Source organism: Burkholderia cepacia ATCC 25416, from assembly GCF_001411495.1.
In the GTDB taxonomy this organism is placed as follows: Bacteria; Pseudomonadota; Gammaproteobacteria; order Burkholderiales; family Burkholderiaceae; genus Burkholderia; species Burkholderia cepacia.
This window is the reverse complement of record NZ_CP012983.1, coordinates 944,187-968,901: the sequence shown is the minus strand read 5'-3', so window position 1 is coordinate 968,901 and position 24,715 is coordinate 944,187. Positions and strand designations below refer to the sequence as shown.

The window sequence follows — 24,715 nt, the reverse complement described above, 5'->3', positions numbered from 1 at the left end:
GCGCCGCATGCCGATGCGACCCGTTCGTCGCATCGCACGTAGCCGCAGACGGGGAACGAGCATGCTGACCGCCCATGAATTTGCCGTGCTGTTCCTGGTGCATCACGCGCCGGAACAGATCCAGATCGACCGCGACGACGTCGTCGCCCTCGTCGAGCAACGCCTGATCGAGATGCAGCGCGACGACACGTCCGGCGAGCGTCGGCCCGTGTTGACGGCCGGCGGTCTGTCGGTCCTGAAGTGCGTGCAGCGGCATGACGGGGTCGCGACCGACGTGTCCGATCTGAGCGACCTGAACGACGCGTGATGCGCGGCGCCGCGCGGCATTCACCGCGCGATCGCGACGCCCGCGTTGACGGGTACGACAGGTGTCCGGCCGTCGAACGGCGGCGCGGGCAGGAAGCGGTCGATCACGCCGGCTTCGAACAGCAGGCAGTACGTCGATCCGCCGAACTGGAAGTAGCCGATCTCGTCGCCTTTGTCGACGCGCTGCCCCGGCACGACGTCGATCACGCACGACGACACGTCGCCCATCCCGACGAACACGGCCGCCACGGTGCCGATGCCGGGGTCGTCGCAGGAGAGCGCGACCACCGCGCGCGTGGCGACGGCCGTCGTGTAACCCTGCGAGTCGTTCAGCCCGGCCGGATCGGTGCCCTCCGCCTCCGCGACCGAGTAGTAGGTCCCGTCGACACGGTACGCGTGCGTGACGACGCCGCGCACCGGTGCATGCCAGCGATGGTAGTTGTACGCGCTCAGGTAGGCCTGGTAGATGTCGCCGCCGACGAAGCGTTCGGCGAGCGGCAGCCACGCGGGCGTGAAGAGGTCGCGCAACGAATACGGCTGTGCCTTGATCCAGAACGTGTCGCGCAGCTTCACCTTCGATTCGGTGTGGTACGGCGCGGCCTCGCATGCGCTGACGATCACGTGCGGATCGTCGGGTGCCCGACCGGGCGCGCGCCGTCGCGAAAGCGTCGCGTGAAGAAGTCGTTCCACGAGGCGAAGCCCAGGTGCGGCTGGTCGTCGCGATACTCGAACTGGGACAGCCCGAGGCGCCTGCACGCTGCGTCGCAGAACCAGCCGTCGGGCGCCGACGTGTCGAGATGCGTGCGCGAATGCGGGCCGCCGAGGAAGTCGCACCACACGTTCAGCACGCGCTTCAGGTGCGCGTTGACGGTCGCGTCGCGAAACACCGCATGGCCCGACGGCATGCACATCGGCCAGTCGAGGAACGCGTTGATCGGGCACACGATCAGGCTCGTTTCGCTGAAAGGGGGCGTATAGGTCATCAGGTGATCGAGCACCGTCATCAGCTCGCCGATCGACGCGTAGCCGAGCCGCAGGCCCGTGTCGAGCGCCTCGTCGATTGCGCGGGTCAGGCCCATGCGCAGGACGGCATGGTCGTCGAACAGCCGCGCGAGCGCCTGCACGGCCGGCGTGCGCAACCGGTCGCCGGCATGCGCGCGGGCTTCCGCCGCGATCCCTTCGCGGAACGCGGCCATGTGGGTTTCTTCGCGCGCCATCCATTCGCCGAGCCGATGGCGCGTGGCGGGCGGCGGGTTGCGGTCGGTCGGCATGGCTTCCTCCGGACGTTGGTTCGGCATGAACGTGATCAGCAAGATGCTTGCCCGGCGGCGGCACCGAAATTGCGGCGATCGTTCGTCCGTTTTTCATGACACGGGAGACGAAGATGAACGCGGCTTCGAATGCACGACAGGCGAACAAGACGAGCGAGACGAGCGCGACCGACGCGCGCCGCAGCGGCGATCCGCACACGGTGACGCCGACGCGCCCACGCGTGCGAGCGGCCAAGCCGGCGTCGCGCGACGCGCGTCGGCCGGCCGGGCGCGGCTTAGGTGACTCAAGCGGGACGGGCGGGACGAGCGGCTCAAGCGGGCCCGTGGCCGCGCACGACGGCGACGGGAAGGGCAACCCGCTATGGGAGGACGACGGTGGCGCAATGCCGCCGGAAGAGTGGTCGTGACGGGGCAATCGCGTTTGGGCACTTGCGCAAGATCGCCGACGTTCGGCCGATTCGATTGACGATCGCCGGTGTGCGAGGTACGACCCGCACCGGCAGGGCCGGGCAGCTTTCAATCGCCGGCACGCGTCGCCACGAGCACCGCAACAGGCAATCCCGCCAGGCAGCGGCGTAGCGCCAGCACCCCGTCGGGCGCATCGATCGCGTCCCGACCATTCAGCCAGTCGATCCAAGGCCCCGCGATTCCGCGCGGCAGCACGACCGCCGTATCGCCCCACTGCGCGGGCGCCACGCGCGGTATCCCGGGCGCTTCCCCGAGCAACCGGCTCGCGAGCCGCGTCGCGACGATCACCACGGTGGCGGCCGCGTCGCACCGCGCGAACGCCACCGCGTGTCGCCCAAGCGGGCCGCGCACGCGTAGCGGCACATACGCGCCGTCCGCGAACGTCGCCGGCCACCGTGCGCGCAGCGCGAGCATCCGCTCGATCAGCGCGCGTTTCACGCGTGCATCGGGCCAGGCCTGCAGATACGACGCGACCGGATCGTCGACCCGTTCGGCCGCCAGTGCGTCGAACGGCACGTCGCGCCGGTTGTCCGGATCGACGAGCGAGTGATCCCAGCACTCGGTCCCTTGATAGAGGTCGGGCACGCCGGGCGACGCGATCCGCAGCGCTGTCTGCGTCAGGCTGTTGACGATGCCGGCCGGTGCGATCCGCGCGACGAACGCTTGCAGCCGGTGCGCGAAATCGCCGGCGCCGCGCGGCGTCAGGATCGCGCGGACGAATGTTTCGCAGGCATGCTCGTAGTCCGGTTCGGGCGCCAGCCAGTCGCTGTGCCGCTTCGCTTCGCGCAATGCTTTCGTCTGCCACTGCGCGACGCGCGCGGCGAGTCCGGCGAGCCCGGCCGCATCGTCGGGCGCGAGTGCCGGCGGCCAGCAGCCGACGAGCGTCTGGTACAGCATCGCCTCCGCGGCCGGCCCCGGCGCCCACGCGAGATCGCGAGGCGCGCGGCCCCGGTGCGGCAGGTTCAGCGCGCTCCAGTCGAGCGATATCACGCGCCATGCGTCCGGGATCTCGCTGAGCACCGCGAGCCGTGCACGCGCGTCCTCGCCGCGCTTGTGGTCGTGCGTGGCTGTCGCGACGAGCCCATGCGGCACGGTGCGCGCGCGGCGCCGGTTGCGTGCGTGGAATGCGCCGCGCGACAGGCTGAAGTCGCCGGCATCGGCGCCGACCTCGTTGCGCGACAGCAGCCGGCCGTAGCGATAGTGGGCCGTATCCTCGACGCCTTTCGCGGCGAGCGGCGCGGTGAGCTGCGCGAACGCGACGCGCGCCGCGGCCAGCGCGTCGGCGTTCGCGCGCGGCACGCGTGCGGCCGGCAAGCCCAGCCACGCGGCGACGCGATCGAGCGCGAACCGGTCGGCCGGATCGACGGCCGCGCACGCGCTTTCGTACGCGTGCGCGAGCACGCGGCGGTCGGCATCGGCCGGCTCCTCGCGCGGAGCCGGATACATTCGGTACACGGGCAGCCGCACCGCCAGTTCGCCCAGCACGCGCCGAATCGCGATCAGGCTGAGGTCCCGCGTGGCGGGCGACGCGCGCGCGATCCCGTGCAGCAGCCGTGCGGCGCGCGCATGTTCGACGGCGAGCTGGCGCAACAGCACGCGCCGCTTGCCGTCGAGCGCTTCCTGCGCGAACGTGCGCGACGAGCCCGACACGGCCGCCCAGTGCGCGGCGAGCGGTTCGGCGCCGGCCGGGTCGTGTAGCAGCGCGCCGACGTCGTTCATGAAGTCGTAGCCGGTCGTGCCGGCGACGGCCCAGTCGGCGCGCAGCGATTCGCCCGGCGCAAGGATCTTCTCGACGACGACATACGGCGGCGCGCTGCGCTGCGCGGCCAGTCGTGCATGCAGCCGCCGGCAGTAGGCGCGCGGATCGGCGAGGCCGTCGACGTGATCGACGCGGATGCCGTCGACGAGCCCGGCCGCGTGCAGGCGCAACGGCAGCGCGTGAACGGCGTCGAACACCGCGTCGTCGTCGACGCGGACGGCCGCGAGCGTCGCGATGTCGAAGAAGCGCCGCCAGTTCAGCTCGTCGGCGGCCGTGCGCCACCACGCGAGCCGGTAATGCTGGCGTTCGAGCAGCCGGTGCAGGCTGGTACGCGAGCGCGCTACGCGCGGGTCGGCGCCGCGCAGCACCGCGTCGAGCGCGTGCGGGCCGTGCGCGGCCGCGTAATCGCGCAGCGCGGCATGCGCGGCGGCCAGCCGTGCGCTGTCGCGCGCCGGCGCGGCGTCGAAGCGTTCGGCGAGCGCGTTCAGGTCCGCGCGGTTCGCGAGGCGCAGGATGTCGGCATGGGTGGCGGCCGCCACGGGCAGCCGCCGTCCGGGGCACGCGATGAAGAAGCGGCCGCTGGCCGGGTCGGCGCCCAGCGTGATGTCGCCGGCTGCGAGCGCGTCGCCATAGGGCATGCCGAGACACGGCAGCAGCACCTTGCCGTCGAGTGCCGGATCGGGCGAGTGCCAGTCGATGTCGAAATGGCGCGCGTACGGGCTGGCGGGGCCCCATTCGAGCACGTCGTTCCACCAGCCGTTCGACGAGCCGCCGACGCCCATATGGTTCGGCACGATGTCGACGATCACGCCGAGGCCGCGCACGCGCAACGCGTCGACGAGCCGATTGAGACCTGCTTCGCCGCCGAGTTCGGGATTGAGCGTGCCGTAATCCACGGTGTCGTAGCCGTGCCGCGAGCCCGGTTCGGCGGTCGCGACCGGCGACAGGTACAGGTGGCTCACGCCGAGCCGCGCGAAGTAGTCGGCGTGCGAGGCCGCGTCGTCGAACGTGAAACCCGCATGAAGCTGCAACCGCAGCGTCGCGCGCGGCATCATGCGCCGCGCTCCCTCGAACGGCGCGCCTGCACGACGGCGGCGATGCGTTCGCGCACGTCGGCGTCGAACAGCGTGTCGATTGTGCGCGGCAGCCGTTGCCGCCAGTTCGGGTGCCCGCACGGCGGCCCCGGCAGGTTCGGCTGCGCGTCCAGCGCGAGCAGGTCCTCGAGCGGCACGATCGCGAGCGGCGACGGGCTGCGCGCGACGTACGCGAGGATCGCGCCGACCGGCGGGGCATCGGCCGGCGGGGCGGCGGCGCCGGCCGGTGCGCAGCCGGCCTGCTGCAGCGCGTGCCATAACGCCGCGCGTTCGGCGGCGCGTTCCGCGTGCGCGGCGGGAAGGCCCGGGGGAGCGTCGGGCGGCGCCGCGTTGCCGGCTTCCGGGCGCGGCGCGGTGTCGTGCCCGCGCGCCTGCACGATTTCGTCGGAATCGTGCGCACTGGCGTCGTCCGGCGCGGGAGCGGCCACGTCGTGCCTGTCCGGCTCGTCGTGCTGCGCGGCGACCTGGGCCGCGGCTTGCCGCCAGGCCAGGTCGACGCCGCGCCACCAGCCGGCCACGGTCGGCAAATCATGTGTCGACGTCGTCGCGATCGCGTCGCGGTCCCACTCGGACGGCTGCCGGAACGCGCCGCCCGCGTCGCGCTCGAACCACAGCACGCGCATGCCCGCGACTCCCTGCGCGCCGAGCCGTTCACGAAACCCGGCGGGCACCGTGCCGAGATCCTCGCCGATCGCGAGCGCGCGGTGGCGGGCCGCCTCGAGCGCGACGAGCCGCATCAGATCGTCGACCGGATAACGCAGGTACGCGCCGTCGCGCGGCGAGCCGCCGTCCGGCACGATCCACATCCGCGCGAAGCCGAGCACGTGATCGATGCGGATGCCGCCCGCGTGCGCGAACGCCGCGCGCAGCAGCTCGATGAACGGCACGAAGCCTTCCGCGCGCAGCGCGTCCGGCGTCCAGGTCGTCACGCCCCACGCCTGGCCGGCCGCGTTGAACAGGTCGGGCGGCGCGCCGAGCGACACGCCGCGCAGCAGCGTCGCGCCGTGCGCCCACGCGTCGCTGCCCGCGCGATCGGAGCCGACCGCGAGATCGGCGATCAGCCCGGTGGCCATGCCGGCACGGCGTGCCGCATGCTGCGCGTCGCCGAGCGCGCGCGCGGCGCACCATTGCAGGAACGTATGGAACGCGACCGTATCGGCATGCGTGTGCGCGAATGCGTCGACTTCCGCCGATGCCGGGTCGCGCCACGGCGCCGGCCACTGCCGCCAGTCCGCCCCGAGCCCGTGTTCGAGGCAGAACGCCTGCAGCGCATCGAAGCGCGCATGCGCGTCGAGCGCCGCGCCGCCCGTCGCGCGAAACCGCTGGAACGCGTCGCGCGACGGGGCGTCGTCGGCGCGCCACGCGTCGAAGCACGCGCGCAGGCGGCGCAGCTTCAGCGGCAGCACGTGCGGCCAGTCGATCAGCGGCGCATCGGCTGCCGCACCGGCTACGTGACGCACGGCCTCGGCGCCCGGCACCGCGTCGCAGTCGAGATACGCGACGTTGTGCCAGCGCCGCGACGACGGCGAATACGGGCTGTCGTGCGCGGGCAGCGCCGGATAGCCGGCGTGCGTCGGGCTGATCGCCACCGCCTGCGCGCCATGCCGCGCCGCGCGCGCGGCCAGCCGCGCGAGCGCGGTGTAGTCGCCCGCGCCGCCGTCGCCCGCGCGGCGCAGGCTGTAGAGCTGCGCCGCGATACCCCAGCGGCTGCCCGCATCCGCCGCACGCGTGTCGAACGGGTGCGTGCGCGGCGGTGCGATCGTCAGCCCGATGCGCCGGTCGCCGACGTCGAGCGCGTGGTAACCGGGCATCGCGAACGGCGGCAGCGCGCCGTGCGCATCCACGCGCCCGTCGATGTGTCCGCCCGCTTCGAGCGTGATCCGGAAGCGCGCGCCCGGTTGCGCGAGCGCGGCGGGCAGGGGCAGCGGCAGGCCCGCGTCGCCGGTCACGACGCGCGGCACCGCCGCATGTCCGCCGGCGAGCGCCGCCGCGCTGTCGACGCGCTGAGCCGCCGTGCCGCACGGCCAGCCCAGCGCATCGACGAGCGCGGCGAGCGCGCGATCGTCCACCCGCCGCGCGATGCCGCCGGCATCGGTCCAGTCGGCGTCCAGGCCGGCCGCGTGCGCGAGGGTCGAGATCGAAACGTCGGTCGTCATGATCGGCTCTGCCCGTTCGCGCGATGATGCCGCGCATCGTGATTGACCGCACCGTCCCGCCACGCGATGCATGCGCGTGGCGGCAGCTTCAGGTCGGTCAGCCGGTCGCGGGCGCGCGGCGGCGTCTCGAACACGATCTTGCCGACCGGCAGTTCGGGCAGTGCCGCGTCGAGCGAGCCGAGATTCAGCGCGATCGACAGCGTGCTGCCGTCGCCGAGGCGCCAGCGCGCGACGAGCGCCGAAGGCTCGCCGTCGCCCGCGAGCAGGTCGACGCCGAGTGCCCGCGCACCCGGCAGATGCGGCGTCACGAGCACCGCGCGCACCGTCAGCGCACTGCGGTAGAAGCGCTGCCACGCGGCCGCATCGGGCCAGTTGTCGTCCGGCGGATGGTGCGACGACGAACGGACGAACGTCGCGATGTCGTTCGGGTCGGGAATCAGGTCGCGATGCGCGGGATCGGCGAACGCGGGAAACGCCGCGAATTCGCGGCGCCGGCCTTCGCGCACCGCGTCGGCGAGCGCGCCGCGATAGTCGGTGAAGAACTGGAACGGCTGCGTGCTGCCGTCTTCCTCGCCCATGAACAGCAGCGGGATCGGCGGCGCGAGCAGCATCAGCGCGGTGGCCGCGCGCACCGCGTCGTCGTTCGCGAGCGCGCGCAGCCGCTCGCCGAACGCGCGGTTGCCGATCTGGTCGTGGTTCTGCAGGAACGCGACGAACGCGGTGGGCGGCAGGTGCGCGCTCGGCTCGCCGCGCGCGGCGCCGTCGTGCAGCGGCGACGGTTCGCCCTGGTACGCGAAACCTTCGCCGAGCGTGCGCGCGAAATGGCGCAGCGGCGCGTCGGCGTACGCGCGGTAGTAGCCGTCGCGCTCGCCGGTCAGCAGCACGTGCGCGCTGTTGTGGAAGTCGTCGTTCCACTGCGCATCGAAACCGCCGGGGCCGAGCAGGCTCGCCGTGTTGCGTTCGTTCTCGAGCACGAGATGAAGGTGGCGTGTGTCGCCCGCAACCGCCCGCACGCGGCGCGCGAGTTCGCGCAGCCACGCGTCGTCGCCGATCGCGTGCGCGGCGTCGATGCGCAGCCCGTCGAAACGGAATTCTTCGAGCCAGTACAGCGCATTCTCGATGAAGAACGCGCTCGTCTGCGGATGCGAAAAATCGATCGCGGGCCCCCACGCGGTCCGCCGGTCGTCGCGGAAGAAGGCGGGCGCGTAGCGCGGCAGCAGGTTGCCTTCGGGGCCGAAGTGGTTGTACACGACGTCGAGGAACACCTGCAGCTCGAGCCCGTGCGCGGTGTCGACGAGCGCCTTCAGTTCCTCGGGCCGCCCGTACGACGCATCGGGCGCGAACGGCAGCACGCCGTCGTAGCCCCAGTTGCGCGAACCGGGGAACGCGTTGACGGGCATCAGCTCGACGGCGGTCACGCCGAGCGCGGCAATGGCCGGCAGCCGCCGCTCGACGCTCGCGTAGCCGCCGCATGCGCCGACATGCAACTCGTACAGCACCGTCTCGTGCCACGGCCGGCCGCGCCATGCGCCGTCGCGCCAGCGATACGACGCCGGATCGACGACCTGGCTCGGGCCGTCCACGCCGCCGGGCTGGAAGCGCGACGCCGGGTCGGGCACGGTGAAACCGTCTTCGAGGCGGTAGCGATACAGCGCGCCCGGGCCGCACGGCGCGACCGTCTCGAACCAGCCGTCGCCGACGGGTGTCATCGGGATCGTGTGTTCGCTGTCGTCGTGCAGTTCGACGGCGGCCGTGCGGCTGGCGGGCGCCCAAAACCGGAAGCGTGTGCGTTCGGTGTCGACGCAGGTCGCGCCGAACGACGATTCGAACGCGTGCGTGCCGGTTGGACGATCGGAACGGGATGTCATGGCGGTCCTCAGGAGGGCGGGTCGGGCGGCACGGCGGCCACCGCGATCGCGGCTGCATGCGCGGCGACGTCGAGCCCGTCGGCCGGCCAGTTGCGCGGGCCGGCGTCGGGCGTGGCCGTGTCGACCAGCACGCGGTATTCGAGCACCGGCGCGGGCGGCGCGAACACGATCGTCTCGGACGACGCGTTCAGCATCACCAGCAGCGCCTCGGTGCGCCCGGTGCGGCCCGTGCCGACACGCCGCATCGTCAGCGCGCGGCGTTCGCGGTCCTGCCACGCGGGCACGGTCATCGCGGCGCCGCGCTCGTCGAACCAGTCGATCTCGGCCATGCCCGGTGCGGCGTCGCGGTCGCCCGACGGATAACCCGGCGCGGACATCACCGGATACATGCGCCGCAGCGCGGCGAGCCGCGACACGAAGCGCATCAGCGTCACGGCTTCGTCGCCGTGAGCGAGGTCCCAGTCGAGCCACGACAGCTCGTTATCCTGGCAATACGCGTTGTTGTTGCCGTGCTGCGTGCGGCCGAACTCGTCGCCGGCCACCAGCATCGGCGTGCCGAGCGCGGTGAACAGCGTCGCGAGCATCGAGCGCGCGACGCGCGCGCGCACCGCGCGGATCGCGGCATCGTCGGTGGGCCCTTCGGCGCCCCAGTTCGCGCTGCAGTTGTCGTCGCGGCCGTCGCGGTTGTCCTCGCCGTTCGCTTCGTTGTGTTTCGCCGAATACGAGACGAGATCGGCGAGCGTGAAGCCGTCGTGCGCGGTGACGAAATTGACCGATGCCCACGTATGGCGCCGCTGGTGGTTGAACAGGTCGGCCGACCCGGCGAGCCGCGCGGCGAGCTCCGGCCGCTGGCCCGCGTCGCCGCGCCAGAAGCGCCGCACGGTGTCGCGAAAGCGGTCGTTCCACTCGGCGAAACCGGGCGGATGGCGGCCGAGCTGGTAGCCGCCGGGGCCGAGGTCCCACGGCTCGGTGATCAGCTTGCGCTGCGCGAGCACCGGGTCCTGCCGCAGCGCGTCGAAGAAGCCCGCGCCGGGATCGAAGCCGTGCGCCTCGCGCCCGAGCGTCACGCCGAGGTCGAAGCGGAAGCCGTCGACGTTGAACGCAGTGGCCCAGTAGCGCAGCGAATCCATCACCATCTGCACCACGCGCGGATGCGACAGGTTCAGCGTGTTGCCACAGCCCGTCTCGTCGACATGAAAGCGCGGGTCGCCCGGCACGAGCCGGTAGTAGCTCGCGTTGTCGAGGCCGCGCCACGACAGCGTCGGGCCGAGCTCGTTGCCCTCGCACGTATGGTTGTAGACGACGTCGAGCACGACCTCGATGCCGGCCGCATGCAGCTGCCGGATCGCGATGCGCATCTCGTCGAGCCGCCGCGTCGCGAGATACGCGGGCTCCGGCGCGAAGAACGCGGCCGTGTCGTAGCCCCAGTAGTTGCGCAGCCCGCGGTTCACGAGCGCGCGCTGCTGCAGGAACGCGTGGACGGGCAGCAGCTCGACCGTCGTCACGCCGATCGACAGCAGGTGATCGATGAACGCGGGATGCGCGAACGCCGAGAACGTGCCGCGTTCGGGCGGGCGCAACCCGGCGCGGCGCATCGACGTGCCGCGCACGTGGGTCTCGTAGATCACCGTGTTGCGCCACGACACGCGCGGGCGCCGGTCGGTGCTCCAGTCGAACGCCTCGTCGACCACCACGCATTTCGGCATCGCGGGCGCCGAATCGCGGCGGTCCATCGACAGGTCCGCGCGATTCGAATGGACGCGATAGCCGAACAGCGCGTCCGACCAGCGGAACTGGCCGACCAGCTTGCGCGCGTACGGGTCGAGCAGCAGCTTGGTGGAATTGAAGCGATGGCCGTGCTGCGGCTGGTACGGGCCGTCCGCGCGAAAGCCGTACACGGTGCCCGGATGCGCGTTGGGCAGGTAGCCGTGCCACACCTCGTCGGTGCATTCGGGCAGGTCGAGGCGCGCGAGTTCCTTGCGGCCGGTCGGATCGAACACGCACAGCTGGATGCGCTGCGCGTGCGCGGAAAACACCGCGAAATTGGTTCCGAGGCCGTCCCAGGTCGCGCCGAGCGGATAGCTGCGGCCGGATTCGAGACGGGCGGGCAGGGCGGTCGGCATGGGGCGGATCTCCGTGTCGAGGGCGCGGGCAATCAGGCGGGGGTCAGCCACAGTGTCGCGAGCGGCGGAAGGCGCAGCAGTGCCGACCACGCCTCGCCGTGCGCGGGCACGGCCTCGGCCCACACGGCGCCGTCGTTGCCGGCGTTGGTGCCGCCGTACGGGGCGGCATCGGTGTTCAGCAGTTCGCGCCACTGCCCGGGGGCGGGCAGGCCGATGCGGTAGGCCGCGCGCGGCACCGGCGTGAAGTTGCAGACGGCGACCACGAGGTGCCCGGCGTCGTCGCGGCGCGCGAACGCGAACACGCTGTTGTCGCGGTCGTCGCCGATCAGCCAGGAGAAGCCGGCCGCGTGACAGTCGAGCGCATGCAGCGCCGGTTCCGCCGCGTACGTGCGGTTCAGGTCGCGCACGAGCCGCTGCACGCCGCGATGCGCGGGCGCGTCGAGCAGGTCCCAGTGCGGCGTCGCGTCGTGCGCGAACTCGGCCCATTGCGCGAATTCGCTGCCCATGAACAGCAGTTTCTTGCCGGGGTGGGCCCACATGAAGCCGAAGTACGCGCGCAGCGTCGCGAGCCGCTGCCACGCGTCGCCCGGCATCTTCGCGACGAGCGAGCCCTTGCCGTGCACGACCTCGTCGTGCGACAGCGGCAGCACGAAGCGCTCGGAGAACGCGTAGACGAGCCCGAACGTCATCCGGTCGTGGTGATAGCGGCGGTGCACCGGGTCTTCGCGCAGGTACGCGAGCGTGTCGTGCATCCACCCCATGTTCCACTTGAAGTCGAAGCCGAGCCCGCCGTCGCCGGTCGGCGCGGTGACGCCCGGCCACGCGGTCGATTCCTCCGCGACGGTGACGACGCCGGCCGGCGCGGCCGCACCGTGCAGCGTGTCGTTCAGCATGCGCAGGAACGCGACCGATTCGAGGTTCTCGCGGCCGCCGTGCACGTTCGGCACCCATTCGCCTTCCTTGCGCGAATAGTCGCGGTACAGCATCGACGCGACGGCGTCGACGCGGATGCCGTCGACGTGATACCGGCGCGCCCACGCGAGCGCCGACGCGGCGAGGAACGCGCCGACCTCCGTACGCCCGACGTTGAACACGCAGGTGTGCCAGTCGGGGTGCAAGCCTTCGCGCGGGTCGGCGTGCTCGTACAGCGCCGTGCCGTCGAACTGCGCCAGGCCATGCGGATCGTCGGGGAAATGCGCGGGAACCCAGTCGACGAGCACGCCGATGCCGGCCGCATGCGCGCGGTCGACGAAGCGCGCGAAGCCGTCGACCGGCCCGAAGCGCGCGGACGGCGCGAACTGCGCGAGCGGCTGGTAGCCCCACGACCCGCCGAACGGGTATTCGGCGATCGGCATGAACTCGATATGCGTGAAGCCCATGCCCCGCGCGTATGGAATCAGCCGCTCGGCGAGTTCGTCCCACGTCGCGCTGCGGTTCATCTCGTCGGGCACGCGTTGCCACGATTCCGGGTGCACCTCGTAGATCGACCACGGCACGCGGTAGCGGTCGGCACGCGGCCGCGCGTGCATCCAGCCGTCGTCGTGCCACGCGAACGCGTCGAGCGCGGCGACGTCGGCGACCACCGACGCCGTGCGCGGCGGCGCCTCGGTCGCGCGCGCACAGGGGTCGGCCTTGTGCGGCAGCACGCGCCCGTCGGCCGCGCGCAGCTCGTACTTGTAGCACTCGCCCGCGCCGATGCCCGGCACGAACAGCTCCCACACGCCCGACGGCTGCCGCAGCCGCATCGGATGGCGGCGGCCGTCCCATGCGTTGAAATCGCCGACCACCGACACGCGCTGCGCGTTCGGCGCCCAGACCGCGAAGCGCACGCCGTCGGTGTCGTCGATGCGCAGCGGCGTCGCGCCGAGGCAGTCGAGCACCGCGGCCGGATCGCCGGCCGACAGGCGCGCGAGCGTCGCGTCGTCGAGCAGCGTGCCGAACGCGTACGCATCGTCGATCACCTGCCGCGCGTCCGGCCAGTCGACCGCGAGCAGGTAGTGCGGGGCGCCGCCGTTGCGCGCGATCGTTCCCGCGAAGCAGCCGGCGCGATCGACGCAGTCGAGCGTGCCGAGTTCGTCGCCGTCGGGCGACAGCACGTGCACGCCGGTCGCGCCGGGCAGCAGCGCGCGCACGACGGTGCGGCCGGTCTGCCCGTGCGGGCCGAGGCACGCGAACGGATCGGGATGACGTCCGGCGAGCAGCGCGTCGATGTCGGACCGTTCGAACAGCGTATCGGTCATCGGGTGCCTCCGTCGTCGGATGCGCCGCCGTCGTCGAGCAGCCGTTCGACCAGCGCCGCGAGCCCGCCGACCGGCACGCTCAGCCAGTCGGGGCGGTTCGCCGCTTCGTAGCACAGCTCGTACGACGCCTTGTCGATCAGGAACAGCGCGAGCAGGCGGTCGGCGTAGCGCGGATCGACGAAGCGTGCGGGCGCGAGGTCGGCGGCCGCGCGATAGCAGTCGACGAAACGGTCGGCGGCGGCCTGCCCGAAGCGGTCGAACAGCGCACGCTTGCGGCCGGCCGCCTGCGGCGGCGCCTTCTCGATCGCGAACTGCGCGGTCGCGCTCACATACGACAGCGAGCGTAGCAGGCCCGCCACGTCGCGCAGCGGATGCGACTTCGCGCGGCGGCGCTCGAGCGGGCGCGCCGGCTCGCCTTCGAAGTCGATCAGCAGCGCGTCGCCCTGCACGTCGAGCACCTGCCCCAGATGGAAGTCGCCGTGAATCCGCATGCATTGTGCGTCGAGCGTGCGCGGCACGAGTGCGCCGAGGGCCCGCACGGCCGCGTCGCGCGACGCGAGCAGCGTGTCGGCCGCCGCGCGCATCGCGGGATCGAGCGCCTCGAGCCGCGTGTGCAGCACGTCGAGCGCCTGCTCGAACGACGCGATCGCGTCCGCGCACCAGCCGTCGACATGGCCGGGCGTCGCCCGCTCCGGCGCGAACGCGGGGTCGTCGGACGGCTGCGCGAGCGCGACGTGCAGCTGGCCGAGCCGCGTGCCGATGATGCCGGCGAACGCCGCGTAGCCGAGCAGCGCTTCGGGTTCCTCGTCCGCTTCGTCGGTTTCGTCGTTGTCCGCGGCCGGCAGCGCGAGTTCGTCCACCGCGCGGCGCAGGAAGTCGAACGAGCGCGTCCACGCGTCGCCCTGGTTGTCCGCGTAGCGCTGCAGGATCGCGACCGTGTGCGGCGTGCCGTCCGGGTCGACGTGCACGACTTCGCCGGCGAGCGTCGCGGTGTTCGGGTAGCCGATCCGCGTCAGGTAGCGGCTCATTTCCGCTTCCGGATGCACGCCGTGCGCGACCTTGCGCACCAGCTTCAGCACGATCGCGTCGCCGATCACGAGCGAGCTGTTGCTCTGCTCGGCCGCGAGCCAGCGCACTTCGGCGTCGTCGCCGGGGTCGAGCGCGGCGAGCGCGTCTTCCGGCATGAACGCGAGGCGGCCGCCGTCGGAGGTCGGCACCACGGCGCCGTCGCGCAGCTTGCGCAGCATCCCGCGTGCGAACGCCGGCAGCGCGAACGCGTCGGTCAGGTAGCCGATCGTGTGGCCGCGCCGCACGCGCGCGAGCGCGAGCTGCGTGAACAGCGGCTGCGAGGTCTCGCCGCCCCATGCGGCCGCGAGCGGCACGACGTAGCGTTCGACGTCGCGCTGCGCGCCCGCTTCGACCCAGGCCTCCGCATACTCGAACGGCTCGCCCGGCACCGGCGTGACGACGTTCAGCCTGGCTTCGCCGATCGTGCGATCCTTCGACGCGAACCAGCGCCGCCGCGCGAGCCACGACGGCAGCGCATCGTGCGCGAGCGTGTGCAGCTGCTCGAGGTTCGGCCGCGCCTCGCCGCGCCGCATCACGAGCGTCACGTATTCGGGCAGCGCTTCCGCGTGCGGCTGCCGCCACGACGGCTCGCGGCCATGTTCGGCGAGCACGAACCACAGGAAGCCGTACGGCGGGAAGGTGAGGAGATACGGGAGCTGGCCGATCGGCGGAAACGGGGAATCCGACGTCATCTCGATCGGTACGCGGCCCGCGAACCCGGACAGGTCGAGTTCGACGGCCTGCGACGCGCGCGACAGGTTCGCGACGCACAGCACCGGATCGTGGCCGTCCAGCTCGCGCAGGTACGCGAGCACCTTGCGGTTCTCCGGGCGCAGGAAGCGGATCGTGCCACGCCCGAACGCCTGCGACGCGCGGCGGGTCGACAGGATGCGGCGCGTCCAGTTCAGCAGCGAATGCGGGTCGCGCGTCTGCGCCTCGACGTTGACCGCGTCATAGCCGTACAGCGAGCCCATCACCGGCGGCAAGACGAGCAGTTCAGGGTCGGCGCGCGAGAAGCCGCCGTTGCGGTCCGACGACCACTGCATCGGCGTGCGCACGCCGTCGCGGTCGCCGAGATGGATGTTGTCGCCCATCCCGAGCTCGTCGCCGTAATAGATCACCGGCGTGCCGGGCATCGACAGCAGCAGCGAGTTGATCAGCTCGATGCGGCGCCGGTCGCGTTCCATCAGCGGCGCGAGCCGGCGCCGGATGCCGAGGTTCAGCCGCGCGCGCCGGTCGCTCGCGTAGGTCTGCCACAGCAGGTCGCGCTCGGAGTCGGTGACCATCTCGAGCGTCAGCTCGTCGTGGTTGCGCAGGAACACGGCCCACTGGTTGCTCGGCGCGAGCGCCGGCGTCTGCCGCATGATGTCGACGATCGGGAAGCGGTCCTCGCTCGCGATCGACATGTAGATGCGCGGCATCAGCGGGAAGTGGAACGCCATGTGGCATTCGTTCTCGTCGCCGAAATACTCCTGCACGTCCTCCGGCCACTGGTTCGCTTCGGCGAGCAGCATCCGGTTCGGGTACTCGGCGTCGATCGTCGCGCGGATCTGCTTCAGGATCGCGTGCGTCTCGGGGAGGTTCTCGTTGTTCGTGCCTTCGCGCTCGACCAGATACGGCACCGCGTCGAGCCGCAGCCCGTCGATGCCGAGGTCGAGCCAGAAGCGCATCACCTGCAGCACCTCGCGCACGACGGCCGGGTTGTCGAAGTTCAGGTCGGGCTGGTGCGAATAGAAGCGGTGCCAGTAGTACTGGCCCGCGAGCGGGTCGTGGGTCCAGTTCGACGTTTCCGTATCGAGGAAGATGATCCGCGTGCCCGCGTATTTCGTGTCGGTGTCGGACCACACGTAGTAGTCGCGGTGGTTCGAGCCCGGTTTCGCGCGGCGTGCGCGCTGAAACCACGGATGCTGGTCCGACGTGTGGTTGATCACCAGCTCGGTGATCACGCGGATGCCGCGCGCATGGGCTTCGCGGATGAAGCGCCGCACGTCGGCGAGCGTGCCGTAGTCGGGATGCACGTCGCGGTAGTCGGCGATGTCGTAGCCGTCGTCGCGGCGCGGCGACGGGTAGAACGGCAGCAGCCAGATCGTGTCGACGCCGAGTTCGGCGATGTAGTCGAGCTTCGCGATCAGGCCGGGGAAATCGCCGATGCCGTCGTTGTTCGAGTCATAGAACGACTTCACGTGCACCTGGTAGATGATCGCGTCCTTGTACCACAGCGGATCGTCCGCGCAGAGTGCCGGTGCGCGGCGGCGCGCGCGGCGCCGGCGCGGCGTGCCGGCCGGCTCGAGCGACGGGAACTGTGCGCGACGTACGTCGTCGAGGGAATCTTCGCGTTTCATCATCCATGGGCTCCCGAAATGGGCCGGGCGTCGCCCGGTTCGCGCGCCGCCGCCCGCGCGGCGCCTGGAGACGGCGTGAGCCGCCAGATCGCATACGGCCGCACGTGCGGATCGAGCGAGACGTACTGGCGATGCCCGCGCCAGGTTTCCGCGTGCGTGGCGTCCTGTTCGAGCGCGTCGAGCGGTTCGCCGTCGACGAGCCCGAAACCGCGCCACAGCGATGCGTCGAGCGTGAAGTTCGCGACCTGCGGATGCCACGGGTCGGTGCTGATCGCGACGGCGACCACGCTGTCGAACGCCGGCGTCGCCTTGACGAACACGAGCACCGCGTCGTTGTCCGCGTCGGCGAACGTGATGCCGAGATGCGTCTGCAGTGCCGGGTGAGCGCGCCGCGCGCGGTTCAGCCGCGCGATCTCGGCGCCGATGTGCGCGGCGCGGCGCCAGTCGCGCGCGCGCAGCTCGTACTTCTCCGCGTTCGCGTATTCCTCGCTGTCCGGCAGCGGCGCCGATTCGCCGAGCTCGAAGCCCGAGTACATGCCCCACGACCCGGCCAGCGTCGCCGCGAGCGCCGCGCGGATCACGAACTGCGTGCGCGGCGCGTTCTGCAGGTGGCGCGGGTTGATGTCGGGCGTGTTGACGAAGAAGTTCGGGCGGAAGAACTCGCGCGCGGGGCCGGCCGTCAGCTCGGTCAGGTAGTCGATGAATTCGCGCTTCGACTCGCGCCACGTGAAGTACGTGTACGACTGCGAGAAGCCGACTTTCGCGAGGCGATACATCATTCCCGGCCGCGTGAACGCCTCGGACAGGAACACGACGTCCGGATGCCGGCCGCGCACGTCGTCGATCATCCACGCCCAGAACGGCAGCGGCTTCGTGTGCGGGTTGTCGACGCGGAAGATCCGCACGCCCGCGTCGACCCAGAACAGGATCGCGTCGCGCAGCGCGAGCCACAGGTCGGGCAACGCATCGGGCGCGTAGAAATCGGGGTTCACGATGTCCTGGTAGCGCTTCGGCGGATTCTCCGCGAAGCGCAGCGAGCCGTCGGGCCGCCACGCGAACCAGCCCGGATGCGCGGCGAGCCACGGATGGTCGGGCGAGCACTGGATCGCGAAATCGAGCGCGATCTCGAGCCCGTGACCGCGCGCGGCGTCGACCAGCGCGCGGAACGATTCGAGCGTGCCGAGCTGCGGATGCACGGCCGTGTGGCCGCCGTCCGGCGAGCCGATCGCATACGGGCTGCCGACGTCGTCGGGGCCGGCCGTCAGGCTGTTGTTGCGGCCCTTGCGCGCGGTCGTGCCGATCGGGTGGATCGGCGGGAAATACAGCACGTCGAAACCCATGTCGCGGATGCGCGGCAGGTGCGCGATCACGTCGTCGAACGTGCCGTGCCGGTCCGGATCGTCGCTCGCCGAGCGCGGAAACATCTCGTACCAGCTCGAGAAGCGCGCTGCGCGGCGCTCGACGTCGACCGGGAAGGGTGTCGTGTGCGTGACGAACGGGCGGTAGCGCAGCGCCGCGAACGCATCGGCGAGCGGCGCCGCGCCGAGTTGCGCGAGCCGCGCGCCGGCCGGCGCATCCTTGAACCCGGCGGCCAGCTGTTCCATCCGCGCGAGCGCGCGCGCGTCGAGCGGATCGGCGAGCCTGAGCGCGGTCGCGAGCAGCAGCTGCGCTTCGCGCAGTTCGAGCGTTACGTCCTGGCCGGCCGCGTCTTTCTTCGCGACATCGTCGACGAGCGACGCCCAGTCGTCTCGCCACGCGATCACGCGAAACTCATGGCGGCCGAGCCGGTCGAGCGTGACGCGTGCGTGCCAGCCGTCGTTCGGTTCGGCTTCGAACGGGATTTCGCGCCAGTCGTCGTCGCCGGCGGCGCGCCACTGCAGCGCGGCCGCGAGATGCGCGTGCCCGTCGGTGAAGATCGATGCATGGACGACGAGCGTCTCGCCGATCACGCGCTTGACCGCGAAGCGGCCGCCGTCGACCGACGGCTCGACGTGCTCGATCGCGATCCGGTCGGCCGCGAGCGCGGCGGACAGCGCGCCGCGCTCGCGCGCGGCGTCGGCGCGTGTCGTGGCGGGCGGGGCCGGCCACGCATGCAGCAGCGCGTATGCGCCGGGTTCGAGCGTGAACGGTTCGAGCGCGGCGGGCGGATTGGCTTGCGCACCGTCGTGCGTGACGACCCGCGTGAAGCCGCCCGGCACGCCGGGCAGGATCGTCGCGGGGTCGACCGTTGCCGTCGCGTCGAGATCGGGATTCAGGGCGATCAGCAGCGCGGCTTCGTCGTGTTCGAGCGACGGCCCGATGCCGCGCAGCAGCGCGGTCGCCGCCGCGCCGGGCGCGCTCAGCTGCACGATCTCGCCGCGCGCGGCCGCGACGGGCGTGGCGCGGCGCCACGCGTTCGCATCGGCGATCGCGCCGGACAGGTCGAAGCGCGCGCGCTCGAACGCGGCGCGGTAGCGCGCTGCATCGGCGTCGCGCGCCATCAGCGGCACCGTGACGCCGCGTTCGAAGCCCATCGGCACGAGCCAGCCGGTGCCGACGGCCGCGGCCGTCCACAGCGCGCGGCGATAGGCGCGGGCGACGGTATCGTCCGGCGCGTCGGGCCAGTCGTCGGCGAGGCGCGCGCCGTCGAACGCGTCGGGAAACGCGATCGGCGAGCCGATGCGCCGCAGCAGCCGGTGTTCGTCGACGAACCACGGCGCGCGCAGGTCCCACCAGCGTACCGATGAAAACACCGCGTCGAACCCGGTGCCTTCGAGCTGCGCGAGCGCGTCCCGCGCATGGCCGGGCACGCCCGCGAGCACCGCGACGTCCGGGCGCGCCCGGCGCAGCGCCGCGCGCCAGCCGGGCCACCAGTCGGCCGGCAGATGATGCGGCGCGTCGACCAGGAAGCCGGCGGCACCCGCATCGGCGAATGCGCGGAGGTGCGCGCACCACCACGCGGAAAGCCGGTCGCGTACCGCGTCGCTGTCGAGGTTCGCGTGGGCGACGTCCAGCGCGTGCGCGGTGCCGCGCGGGTCGATCAGCGCGTCGTCGTGCGTGCGCTCGACGTACCAGTCCGGATGCTCGGCGCGCAGCGGGTTGTCGCGCGCGATGCGATCCGGCACGGCTTCGAGCAGCAGGCGCAGCCCGTGGCCGTGCGCGAGCTGGGCGAGCCGCGAGAAGGTTTCGAGTGCGCTTGCACGCGTCGCGAACGATTGGGCCGGACGCAGGAAATCGGCCACGTGGCGCGGAAAGCCGGCGACGCTCGCGGCCCAGAAGCCGCCGACCAGCACGTGATCGAAGCCCATGCCCGCGATGTGCGCGAATGTCTGCGGCCATGCGTCGAGCGGCCCGACGAGGCGGGCGTCGCAGAAATAGATATGCGGGGCGAAGGTCGGCGTGGAGTCCATGGCGTGGCGCGGGGCGGGTGGCGGCAGTCGATAGCGCCGATGTGCCGCAACCCGCGTGCCCGCCGGGCGGTGTCCCGCCGGGCAAGGCGCGTGCGGGAAGCCGGCCGGTGCCGGGACTGTCGTTTTTACATGAACGCCGGGTACATGCATGCACTTACATGCGCGGTATCGAGCGGATGTCCGTGCTGTCGCCCGTGCCGCGATCGTCGTCCGCGTCGGGCAGCGGCACGCCGGGGTCGTAGCGCACCACGGCGCCGTGTTCGATCCGGTGCGCGAACGGCGGCGGCGGGTCGATCTCGTCGCCGAAGCGCGCGCGGACGAACGCGCGCAGCAGCGCCACGCGTGCATCGCGGGCGTGCGCGCCGCAGGTCGACGGGCCGTCGGCGAAGGTGGCGTCGCATTCGACGTCGTCGCCGTGGCGGGTGATCCGCAGATCGTCGACGCGGTCGAGTACCGTGCCGGCGTCGGCCCACGATGTCGACGGCGTGAACGGGGCACCGAGGTGCCGGAACGCGTCGCAGGCGGCCGTCACGACGACGGTCGGCGTGACGGCGGTGAAGCGCAGCGTGTCTTCGTCGTCCACGCACAGTGCGCGGGCGCACCAGTAGTCGAGTGCCTGTCCGTCGAGGGCGTCGGTTCGCATGGGTGGGCTCCGTCCGGTCGAAACCGGCTCACCGCGCAAGCGACGTGCCCGCCGCGGGCTTCACGCGCATTCGCGCGACCGGCGGATAGTGGTCGGACGCATGCCGCGCGCGCACGCTGCGACGCACGGCCACGTCGGCCGGCCGCTCGCCCGGACGGGCCCGGGTCGGGGCCAGCGAGAACACCGGGCACACGGTCGGGAACGTGCGGGGCGCTGTCGGCCGTCGCGTCGGCGCGTCGGCGCGTGGCGAGTGTCGCGTGATCCCGCACGATCATCGCGCGTCGACGTCCCGGTCGCCGTCGATATGCTGCAGCAGCGCGTCGCAGCGTGCGCGCAGCGCCTGCAGTTCGGGCGAATCCGCATCGAGCCGCACGCGTTCGCCGCCGGCCGGATCGCCGTGCGCGACCGCGATGGCGTAGATGCCTTGCGCGATCGTCGTCGAGGCGTCCGCGATCTTGATTCGCTCGAGCCATCCGCATTCGGCGCGATGGCAGGCGAGCCATGCGCGCAGCGCGTCCACGAGCTGGCGGGTCGAGAGCCATGCGCCGGACCGCATGCGCGCGGCCAGCTGGCACGACACGAGATGGGAGAGCAGGTCGGCGCGGGTCACGCGAAGCTCCTTGACGCGGTATCGGGTTGACAGGTCCGTACGCAGGCGATGCTTTGCAGCGTTTCGCAGATGGCGGCGAATTCCGGTCCGCTGGTGCGCGAGAACGAAACCGAAATGTCGTCGGTGTCGGGATCGTCGTCCGACTGCTGGACGATGAACCGCTTCACGCGCACCCGGCCGGGGCCGAGCGCTTCGTGCAGCGTGCCGAGCGTCAGGCCGCCGCGCTCGACCACGAGCTGCAGCGTGCGTTGCTGGCGCTGCGCGATGAAGCGGCGCTCGAGCGGCTTCACGCCCGCGAGGATCGCGAGCACGATCGCCGTCGCGCCGACCGACGCAACCACCATGCCGCCGCCCGCGGCAAGGCCGACACCGGCCACCGCCCACAGGCTCGCGGCGGTCGTCAGCCCGCGCACGACTTCGCCGCGCAGCAGGATCGAGCCCGCGCCGAGAAAGCCGATGCCCGACACCACCTGCGCGGCGACCCGCGACGGGTCGAGCACGACGCCGTTTTGCCCGCGCACGTCTTCGAAGCCGAACGTCGACACCAGCATCACGAGCGCGGAGCCCACGCACACGAGCATGTGCGTGCGCAGCCCGGCGGCCCAGTTCAGGCGTTCGCGTTCGAGCCCTATCACGCTGCCGAGCAGCGCGGCCAGCAGCAGGCGTCCGAGAAGTTCGAGGTGGCCGATCATGATGGGAAATCCTTGCGGCCCGCGCGAGGCGGCCCGGAGCGGTCAAGACTGTCGATACCGGTCGATACGTAACGGGACGGGACGCAAGCCGCGTGCCGGCCGGGCACGGCGCGTGCGCACAAGGTTCGCCGCGCGCGCGGTGGTCACGCGGCGCGCATTTTTTGCATCGGAATCGCAGATAAGGACAGGAGGCCACCATGCAACATCAACAGGACGCACAGGTTCGCGACCCGTATCGCGGTCACGAAATCCTCGTCTGGGCCCGGCGCGACGAACGCGGCGCGTGGCGCGACGAGGTGCAGGTGTATGTCGGCGGCGCGCGCATCGAACTGATCGTGCCGGAGCCGGCCGGCCCCGAATGGCTGACCGAGGTCGACGCGCTGCGCGCGGGCGTCGAGCGGGGTCGGTACCTGATCGACAAGCGCGTGGATGACGACTGACCGGCTTGGCGGTTGCGGTGACGGGTGTTCATCGTTGCATGCGCGGCCCGCGTGGAAGGAACCGGTGAGCGATCCGCGCGCGCCCTTTATGTTTACCGCTACGACCCCGATCGAGACGTGCGGTCGTCCTTGCAGCGCTGCTGGATCGACGCGAGTCCTGACGATCGCATGCTGCTCGTCATGAAAATGACGCGATCAGTCGTTGCAGCAAAGGTATTCGCGCCGTCCACCCGTCCATCCTGGAAGGCGGCATGGCGACGAAGCGCAACGGAGACGACTTCGATTGGTCGTAGTAGAAAATATTGTCGTCGCCGTACTCTAGTTCCCGAGGGGCCGCATCGTTAATCGTGCGCACCGCGAAATACCGCTCCGCCAGCACATCCCCTGCCGGCCCTATCACTTGGAGCCGAATTTCGTCGCCGTCGCCAAACGAGCGACGTGCCCCACATAGCTCGATTTTGTATTTCTCGCCACCGAACTCTTTCGTTCCTCCGTTAAGAGCCCGAGTATAGCTTTCGCAACCCTCGTATGATTTCCGCAATGTAAGAGACAGAATCGCCAGCGCCAAAACGAGCGCGATCACGATTAAATTTTTTCTGGTGACCTGCATATTTCACCCAGGCTTAATTTAATGGGATTTGTCAATTTAAGATATCGTAATTCGGAATATGTCACAAAATCCTCTCCGCGATTATGCTTGATTCGCCAGTCGTTGTAGGTTTTGTTGAAAACAGGATAGTACACATCACACGACCTGAATTTCTTGACTAGACCTTTTCGCGTGTCGATCGGTTTATCCAGGAAATCATCGATCAGATACTTCCATTTGATTTTCGACTCAACCTCGATGGAGTTGCCAAGATTCGAATTGACGCCGCCTCGATACAGAAGCTCCCTGATTCTTCCTCCGTTCGTAATAACCATGGCATTCTTATTCCAGTGTCCCAGGTACTGGCTACTTGATGGCGACTTCTCGTCATTGAAGGAATAGCTATCTTTTATGTACGCATAGATATGTGTTATGGATGCGGTCAAGTCGATGCAGTAGGATTTGGTTTTTTCATGATTATCGTATTTGTAATATCTGTCTCCGGAAAACTCCGCACGCCCAATGGCGGCATAGATGTTGAAGTTCGCCAGAGCAGCCGTCAAATCTGTCGGTGCATACGGGAGACCTCCTGTCGTGTCGAAGCTGGACACGTTAACGAGCTGAAATTGCCATTTTCTGCAAAATTCGACGAGATTATCTTTGTCACCGACCGTCTGAAAATCGAAAGCTACCGAAGATGCGAATTTTTCTTTCACCACATGCCGCAGCATATCTCTCAACCTTGCTCTGGCATTTTCATTGTAGATATTTTTCGAGATAAGCTCGTCATACCGCTTTTTGACTTTCCCAAACTTGAGGGCCCAGTCAAGGGTGACGGTGGCATTGTCAAACGGCTGGTCCGTTTTGAAGCTGTTGTCCCAAACGTGCTTGGGGCCACTGAACCATCGTCTGGCGAGCCTGGCCGCAACAGGCCACTTCATTCGTTTCATCGCCTCAGGAACATCCAGCAGGTCGAAGGGAGGGGGATGCTCGCAATCTTCGGCGTCGGCTGGCTCGGACGACTTGCGAGGCGATGCTTGCGTGGGTGGAGGCGTCGTTGCTGGATCAGGCGCTTTCAGCGCCTCGGGTTTTGCTGGTTTGGACTCGGGAGGCTTGAGGGGCTTGGGTTCACCCGGAGCAAGCTTGTCCATGCAAACCCCGTGCGGTGTATTCAAGGGAACACACCCGCTGACGCCAGCGTATTCCTTCCACTTCGGCAATGAGAATGGGATCGATGATGTCTTGATTTCATAATGCGGCACTTTCTTTGCGTCCGGCATAGGGCTTCTGATAGTGATCTTTGAAATAGACGGGGAAAGAATTAATCCATACCCCAAAAAATCGAGCGGAAAAAAATGAAAACAACTGTCACATCATCCTGCGTACTAGACCGGCGTAAAGAAACGGACAGCCCTCGCAGGAGACGAACGGCAGCGCATTCCTGCTGCCTCAGCGTTTCCGCTTTGACTTGCTGATAGATGCAGGCGGCTCCTGTCAGCGTGTCGGCAACGCCTATTCGTTCATCGAAACTCGTCTAGTCTACCGGGATGCGGAATCGCGGCCACTGATGTCAGGGGAAGTGATCTTGTAATAGATCGGCGAATTAAATAATCGCGTCTACTCGCGAATCGCTAATTATGTTTCTCGCATGCGTGAA

At 70.1% G+C, this 24,715-nt stretch carries 15 protein-coding genes and 2 pseudogenes; 3 read left to right on the top strand and 14 right to left on the bottom strand.

Features of this window, described 5'->3' with window-relative positions:
• Nucleotides 1-61 precede the first annotated feature (61 nt).
• A complete protein-coding gene (locus tag APZ15_RS36490; RefSeq protein WP_027792537.1) occupies nt 62-307 on the top strand; it encodes a hypothetical protein in 246 nt (81 codons plus the stop codon).
• Between the two features lie 20 nt (nt 308-327).
• On the opposite strand, the pseudogene APZ15_RS36485 reads toward APZ15_RS36490, so the two are convergent.
• Nucleotides 328-1,577, bottom strand: a pseudogene (locus APZ15_RS36485) (phosphatidylserine decarboxylase family protein).
• A 113-nt stretch (nt 1,578-1,690) separates the two neighbouring features.
• Between APZ15_RS36485 and APZ15_RS36480 the strand changes: the two are divergent.
• Nucleotides 1,691-1,984 carry a hypothetical protein gene (locus APZ15_RS36480; RefSeq protein ID WP_088611313.1) on the top strand — a complete coding sequence of 98 codons (294 nt, stop codon included), beginning with the start codon at nt 1,691-1,693 and terminating at the stop codon, nt 1,982-1,984.
• 109 nt (nt 1,985-2,093) lie between these two features.
• On the opposite strand, the gene treY is transcribed toward APZ15_RS36480, so the two are convergent.
• The 11 genes and pseudogenes from treY to APZ15_RS36430 form a co-directional block, all read right to left on the bottom strand.
• Nucleotides 2,094-4,859 carry a malto-oligosyltrehalose synthase gene (gene treY / locus APZ15_RS36475; RefSeq protein ID WP_027792539.1) on the bottom strand — a complete coding sequence of 922 codons (2,766 nt, stop codon included), beginning with the start codon at nt 4,857-4,859 and terminating at the stop codon, nt 2,094-2,096.
• On the bottom strand, nt 4,856-7,054 hold the full coding sequence (gene malQ / locus APZ15_RS36470) for a 4-alpha-glucanotransferase (RefSeq protein WP_049096623.1): 2,199 nt from the start codon (nt 7,052-7,054) through the stop codon (nt 4,856-4,858). Before malQ ends, treY begins: the two co-directional genes overlap by 4 nt.
• Nucleotides 7,051-8,922 carry a malto-oligosyltrehalose trehalohydrolase gene (gene treZ / locus APZ15_RS36465; protein WP_027792541.1) on the bottom strand — a complete coding sequence of 624 codons (1,872 nt, stop codon included), beginning with the start codon at nt 8,920-8,922 and terminating at the stop codon, nt 7,051-7,053. The genes malQ and treZ overlap by 4 nt, the downstream gene beginning before the upstream one ends.
• A gap of 8 nt (nt 8,923-8,930) precedes the next feature.
• Nucleotides 8,931-11,045: a glycogen debranching protein GlgX gene (glgX, locus tag APZ15_RS36460; RefSeq protein WP_027792542.1), complete on the bottom strand. Its 2,115-nt coding sequence runs from the start codon at nt 11,043-11,045 to the stop codon at nt 8,931-8,933.
• Nucleotides 11,046-11,077: 32 nt separating this feature from the next.
• On the bottom strand, nt 11,078-13,285 hold the full coding sequence (gene glgB, locus APZ15_RS36455; RefSeq protein ID WP_027792543.1) for a 1,4-alpha-glucan branching protein GlgB: 2,208 nt from the start codon (nt 13,283-13,285) through the stop codon (nt 11,078-11,080).
• Nucleotides 13,282-16,695, bottom strand: coding sequence for a maltose alpha-D-glucosyltransferase (treS, locus tag APZ15_RS36450; RefSeq protein ID WP_027792544.1), 3,414 nt, complete (start codon nt 16,693-16,695; stop codon nt 13,282-13,284). Before treS ends, glgB begins: the two co-directional genes overlap by 4 nt.
• Entirely contained in the window at nt 16,695-20,084 is a 3,390-nt protein-coding gene (locus tag APZ15_RS36445; protein ID WP_049096625.1) for a maltotransferase domain-containing protein, read from the bottom strand. Before APZ15_RS36445 ends, treS begins: the two co-directional genes overlap by 1 nt.
• Nucleotides 20,085-20,238: 154 nt before the next feature.
• Nucleotides 20,239-20,727: a phage protein NinX family protein gene (locus APZ15_RS36440; RefSeq protein WP_027792545.1), complete on the bottom strand. Its 489-nt coding sequence runs from the start codon at nt 20,725-20,727 to the stop codon at nt 20,239-20,241.
• Between the two features lie 28 nt (nt 20,728-20,755).
• A pseudogene (locus APZ15_RS40425) lies at nt 20,756-20,953 on the bottom strand (endonuclease/exonuclease/phosphatase family protein); the annotation flags it as partial.
• 45 nt (nt 20,954-20,998) lie between these two features.
• Nucleotides 20,999-21,337, bottom strand: coding sequence for a hypothetical protein (locus tag APZ15_RS36435; protein WP_027792546.1), 339 nt, complete (start codon nt 21,335-21,337; stop codon nt 20,999-21,001).
• On the bottom strand, nt 21,334-22,029 hold the full coding sequence (locus APZ15_RS36430; RefSeq protein ID WP_027792547.1) for an MgtC/SapB family protein: 696 nt from the start codon (nt 22,027-22,029) through the stop codon (nt 21,334-21,336). Before APZ15_RS36430 ends, APZ15_RS36435 begins: the two co-directional genes overlap by 4 nt.
• 197 nt (nt 22,030-22,226) lie before the next feature.
• Between APZ15_RS36430 and APZ15_RS36425 the strand changes: the two genes are divergently transcribed.
• On the top strand, nt 22,227-22,469 hold the full coding sequence (locus APZ15_RS36425; protein WP_027792548.1) for a DUF6566 family protein: 243 nt from the start codon (nt 22,227-22,229) through the stop codon (nt 22,467-22,469).
• Between the two features lie 178 nt (nt 22,470-22,647).
• On the opposite strand, the gene APZ15_RS36420 is transcribed toward APZ15_RS36425, so the two are convergent.
• Both APZ15_RS36420 and APZ15_RS40420 read right to left on the bottom strand, forming a co-directional pair.
• Nucleotides 22,648-23,052: a hypothetical protein gene (locus APZ15_RS36420; RefSeq protein ID WP_080981938.1), complete on the bottom strand. Its 405-nt coding sequence runs from the start codon at nt 23,050-23,052 to the stop codon at nt 22,648-22,650.
• A gap of 2 nt (nt 23,053-23,054) precedes the next feature.
• On the bottom strand, nt 23,055-24,338 hold the full coding sequence (locus APZ15_RS40420) for a DUF6402 family protein (protein ID WP_080981939.1): 1,284 nt from the start codon (nt 24,336-24,338) through the stop codon (nt 23,055-23,057).
• Between the last annotated feature and the right edge of the window lie 377 nt (nt 24,339-24,715).

Excerpts from the sequence above, each read along its gene's own strand:
- APZ15_RS36490 (WP_027792537.1), top strand. The coding sequence starts at position 62 with ATGCTGACCGCCCATGAATTTGCCGTGCTGTTCCTGGTGCATCACGCG.
- APZ15_RS36480 (WP_088611313.1), top strand. The coding sequence starts at position 1,691 with ATGAACGCGGCTTCGAATGCACGACAGGCGAACAAGACGAGCGAGACG.
- treY (WP_027792539.1), bottom strand. The coding sequence starts at position 4,859 with ATGATGCCGCGCGCGACGCTGCGGTTGCAGCTTCATGCGGGTTTCACG.
- malQ (WP_049096623.1), bottom strand. The coding sequence starts at position 7,054 with ATGACGACCGACGTTTCGATCTCGACCCTCGCGCACGCGGCCGGCCTG.
- treZ (WP_027792541.1), bottom strand. The coding sequence starts at position 8,922 with ATGACATCCCGTTCCGATCGTCCAACCGGCACGCACGCGTTCGAATCG.
- glgX (WP_027792542.1), bottom strand. The coding sequence starts at position 11,045 with ATGCCGACCGCCCTGCCCGCCCGTCTCGAATCCGGCCGCAGCTATCCG.
- glgB (WP_027792543.1), bottom strand. The coding sequence starts at position 13,285 with ATGACCGATACGCTGTTCGAACGGTCCGACATCGACGCGCTGCTCGCC.
- treS (WP_027792544.1), bottom strand. The coding sequence starts at position 16,695 with ATGAAACGCGAAGATTCCCTCGACGACGTACGTCGCGCACAGTTCCCG.
- APZ15_RS36445 (WP_049096625.1), bottom strand. The coding sequence starts at position 20,084 with ATGGACTCCACGCCGACCTTCGCCCCGCATATCTATTTCTGCGACGCC.
- APZ15_RS36440 (WP_027792545.1), bottom strand. The coding sequence starts at position 20,727 with ATGCGAACCGACGCCCTCGACGGACAGGCACTCGACTACTGGTGCGCC.
- APZ15_RS36430 (WP_027792547.1), bottom strand. The coding sequence starts at position 22,029 with ATGATCGGCCACCTCGAACTTCTCGGACGCCTGCTGCTGGCCGCGCTG.
- APZ15_RS36425 (WP_027792548.1), top strand. The coding sequence starts at position 22,227 with ATGCAACATCAACAGGACGCACAGGTTCGCGACCCGTATCGCGGTCAC.
- APZ15_RS40420 (WP_080981939.1), bottom strand. The coding sequence starts at position 24,338 with ATGCCGGACGCAAAGAAAGTGCCGCATTATGAAATCAAGACATCATCG.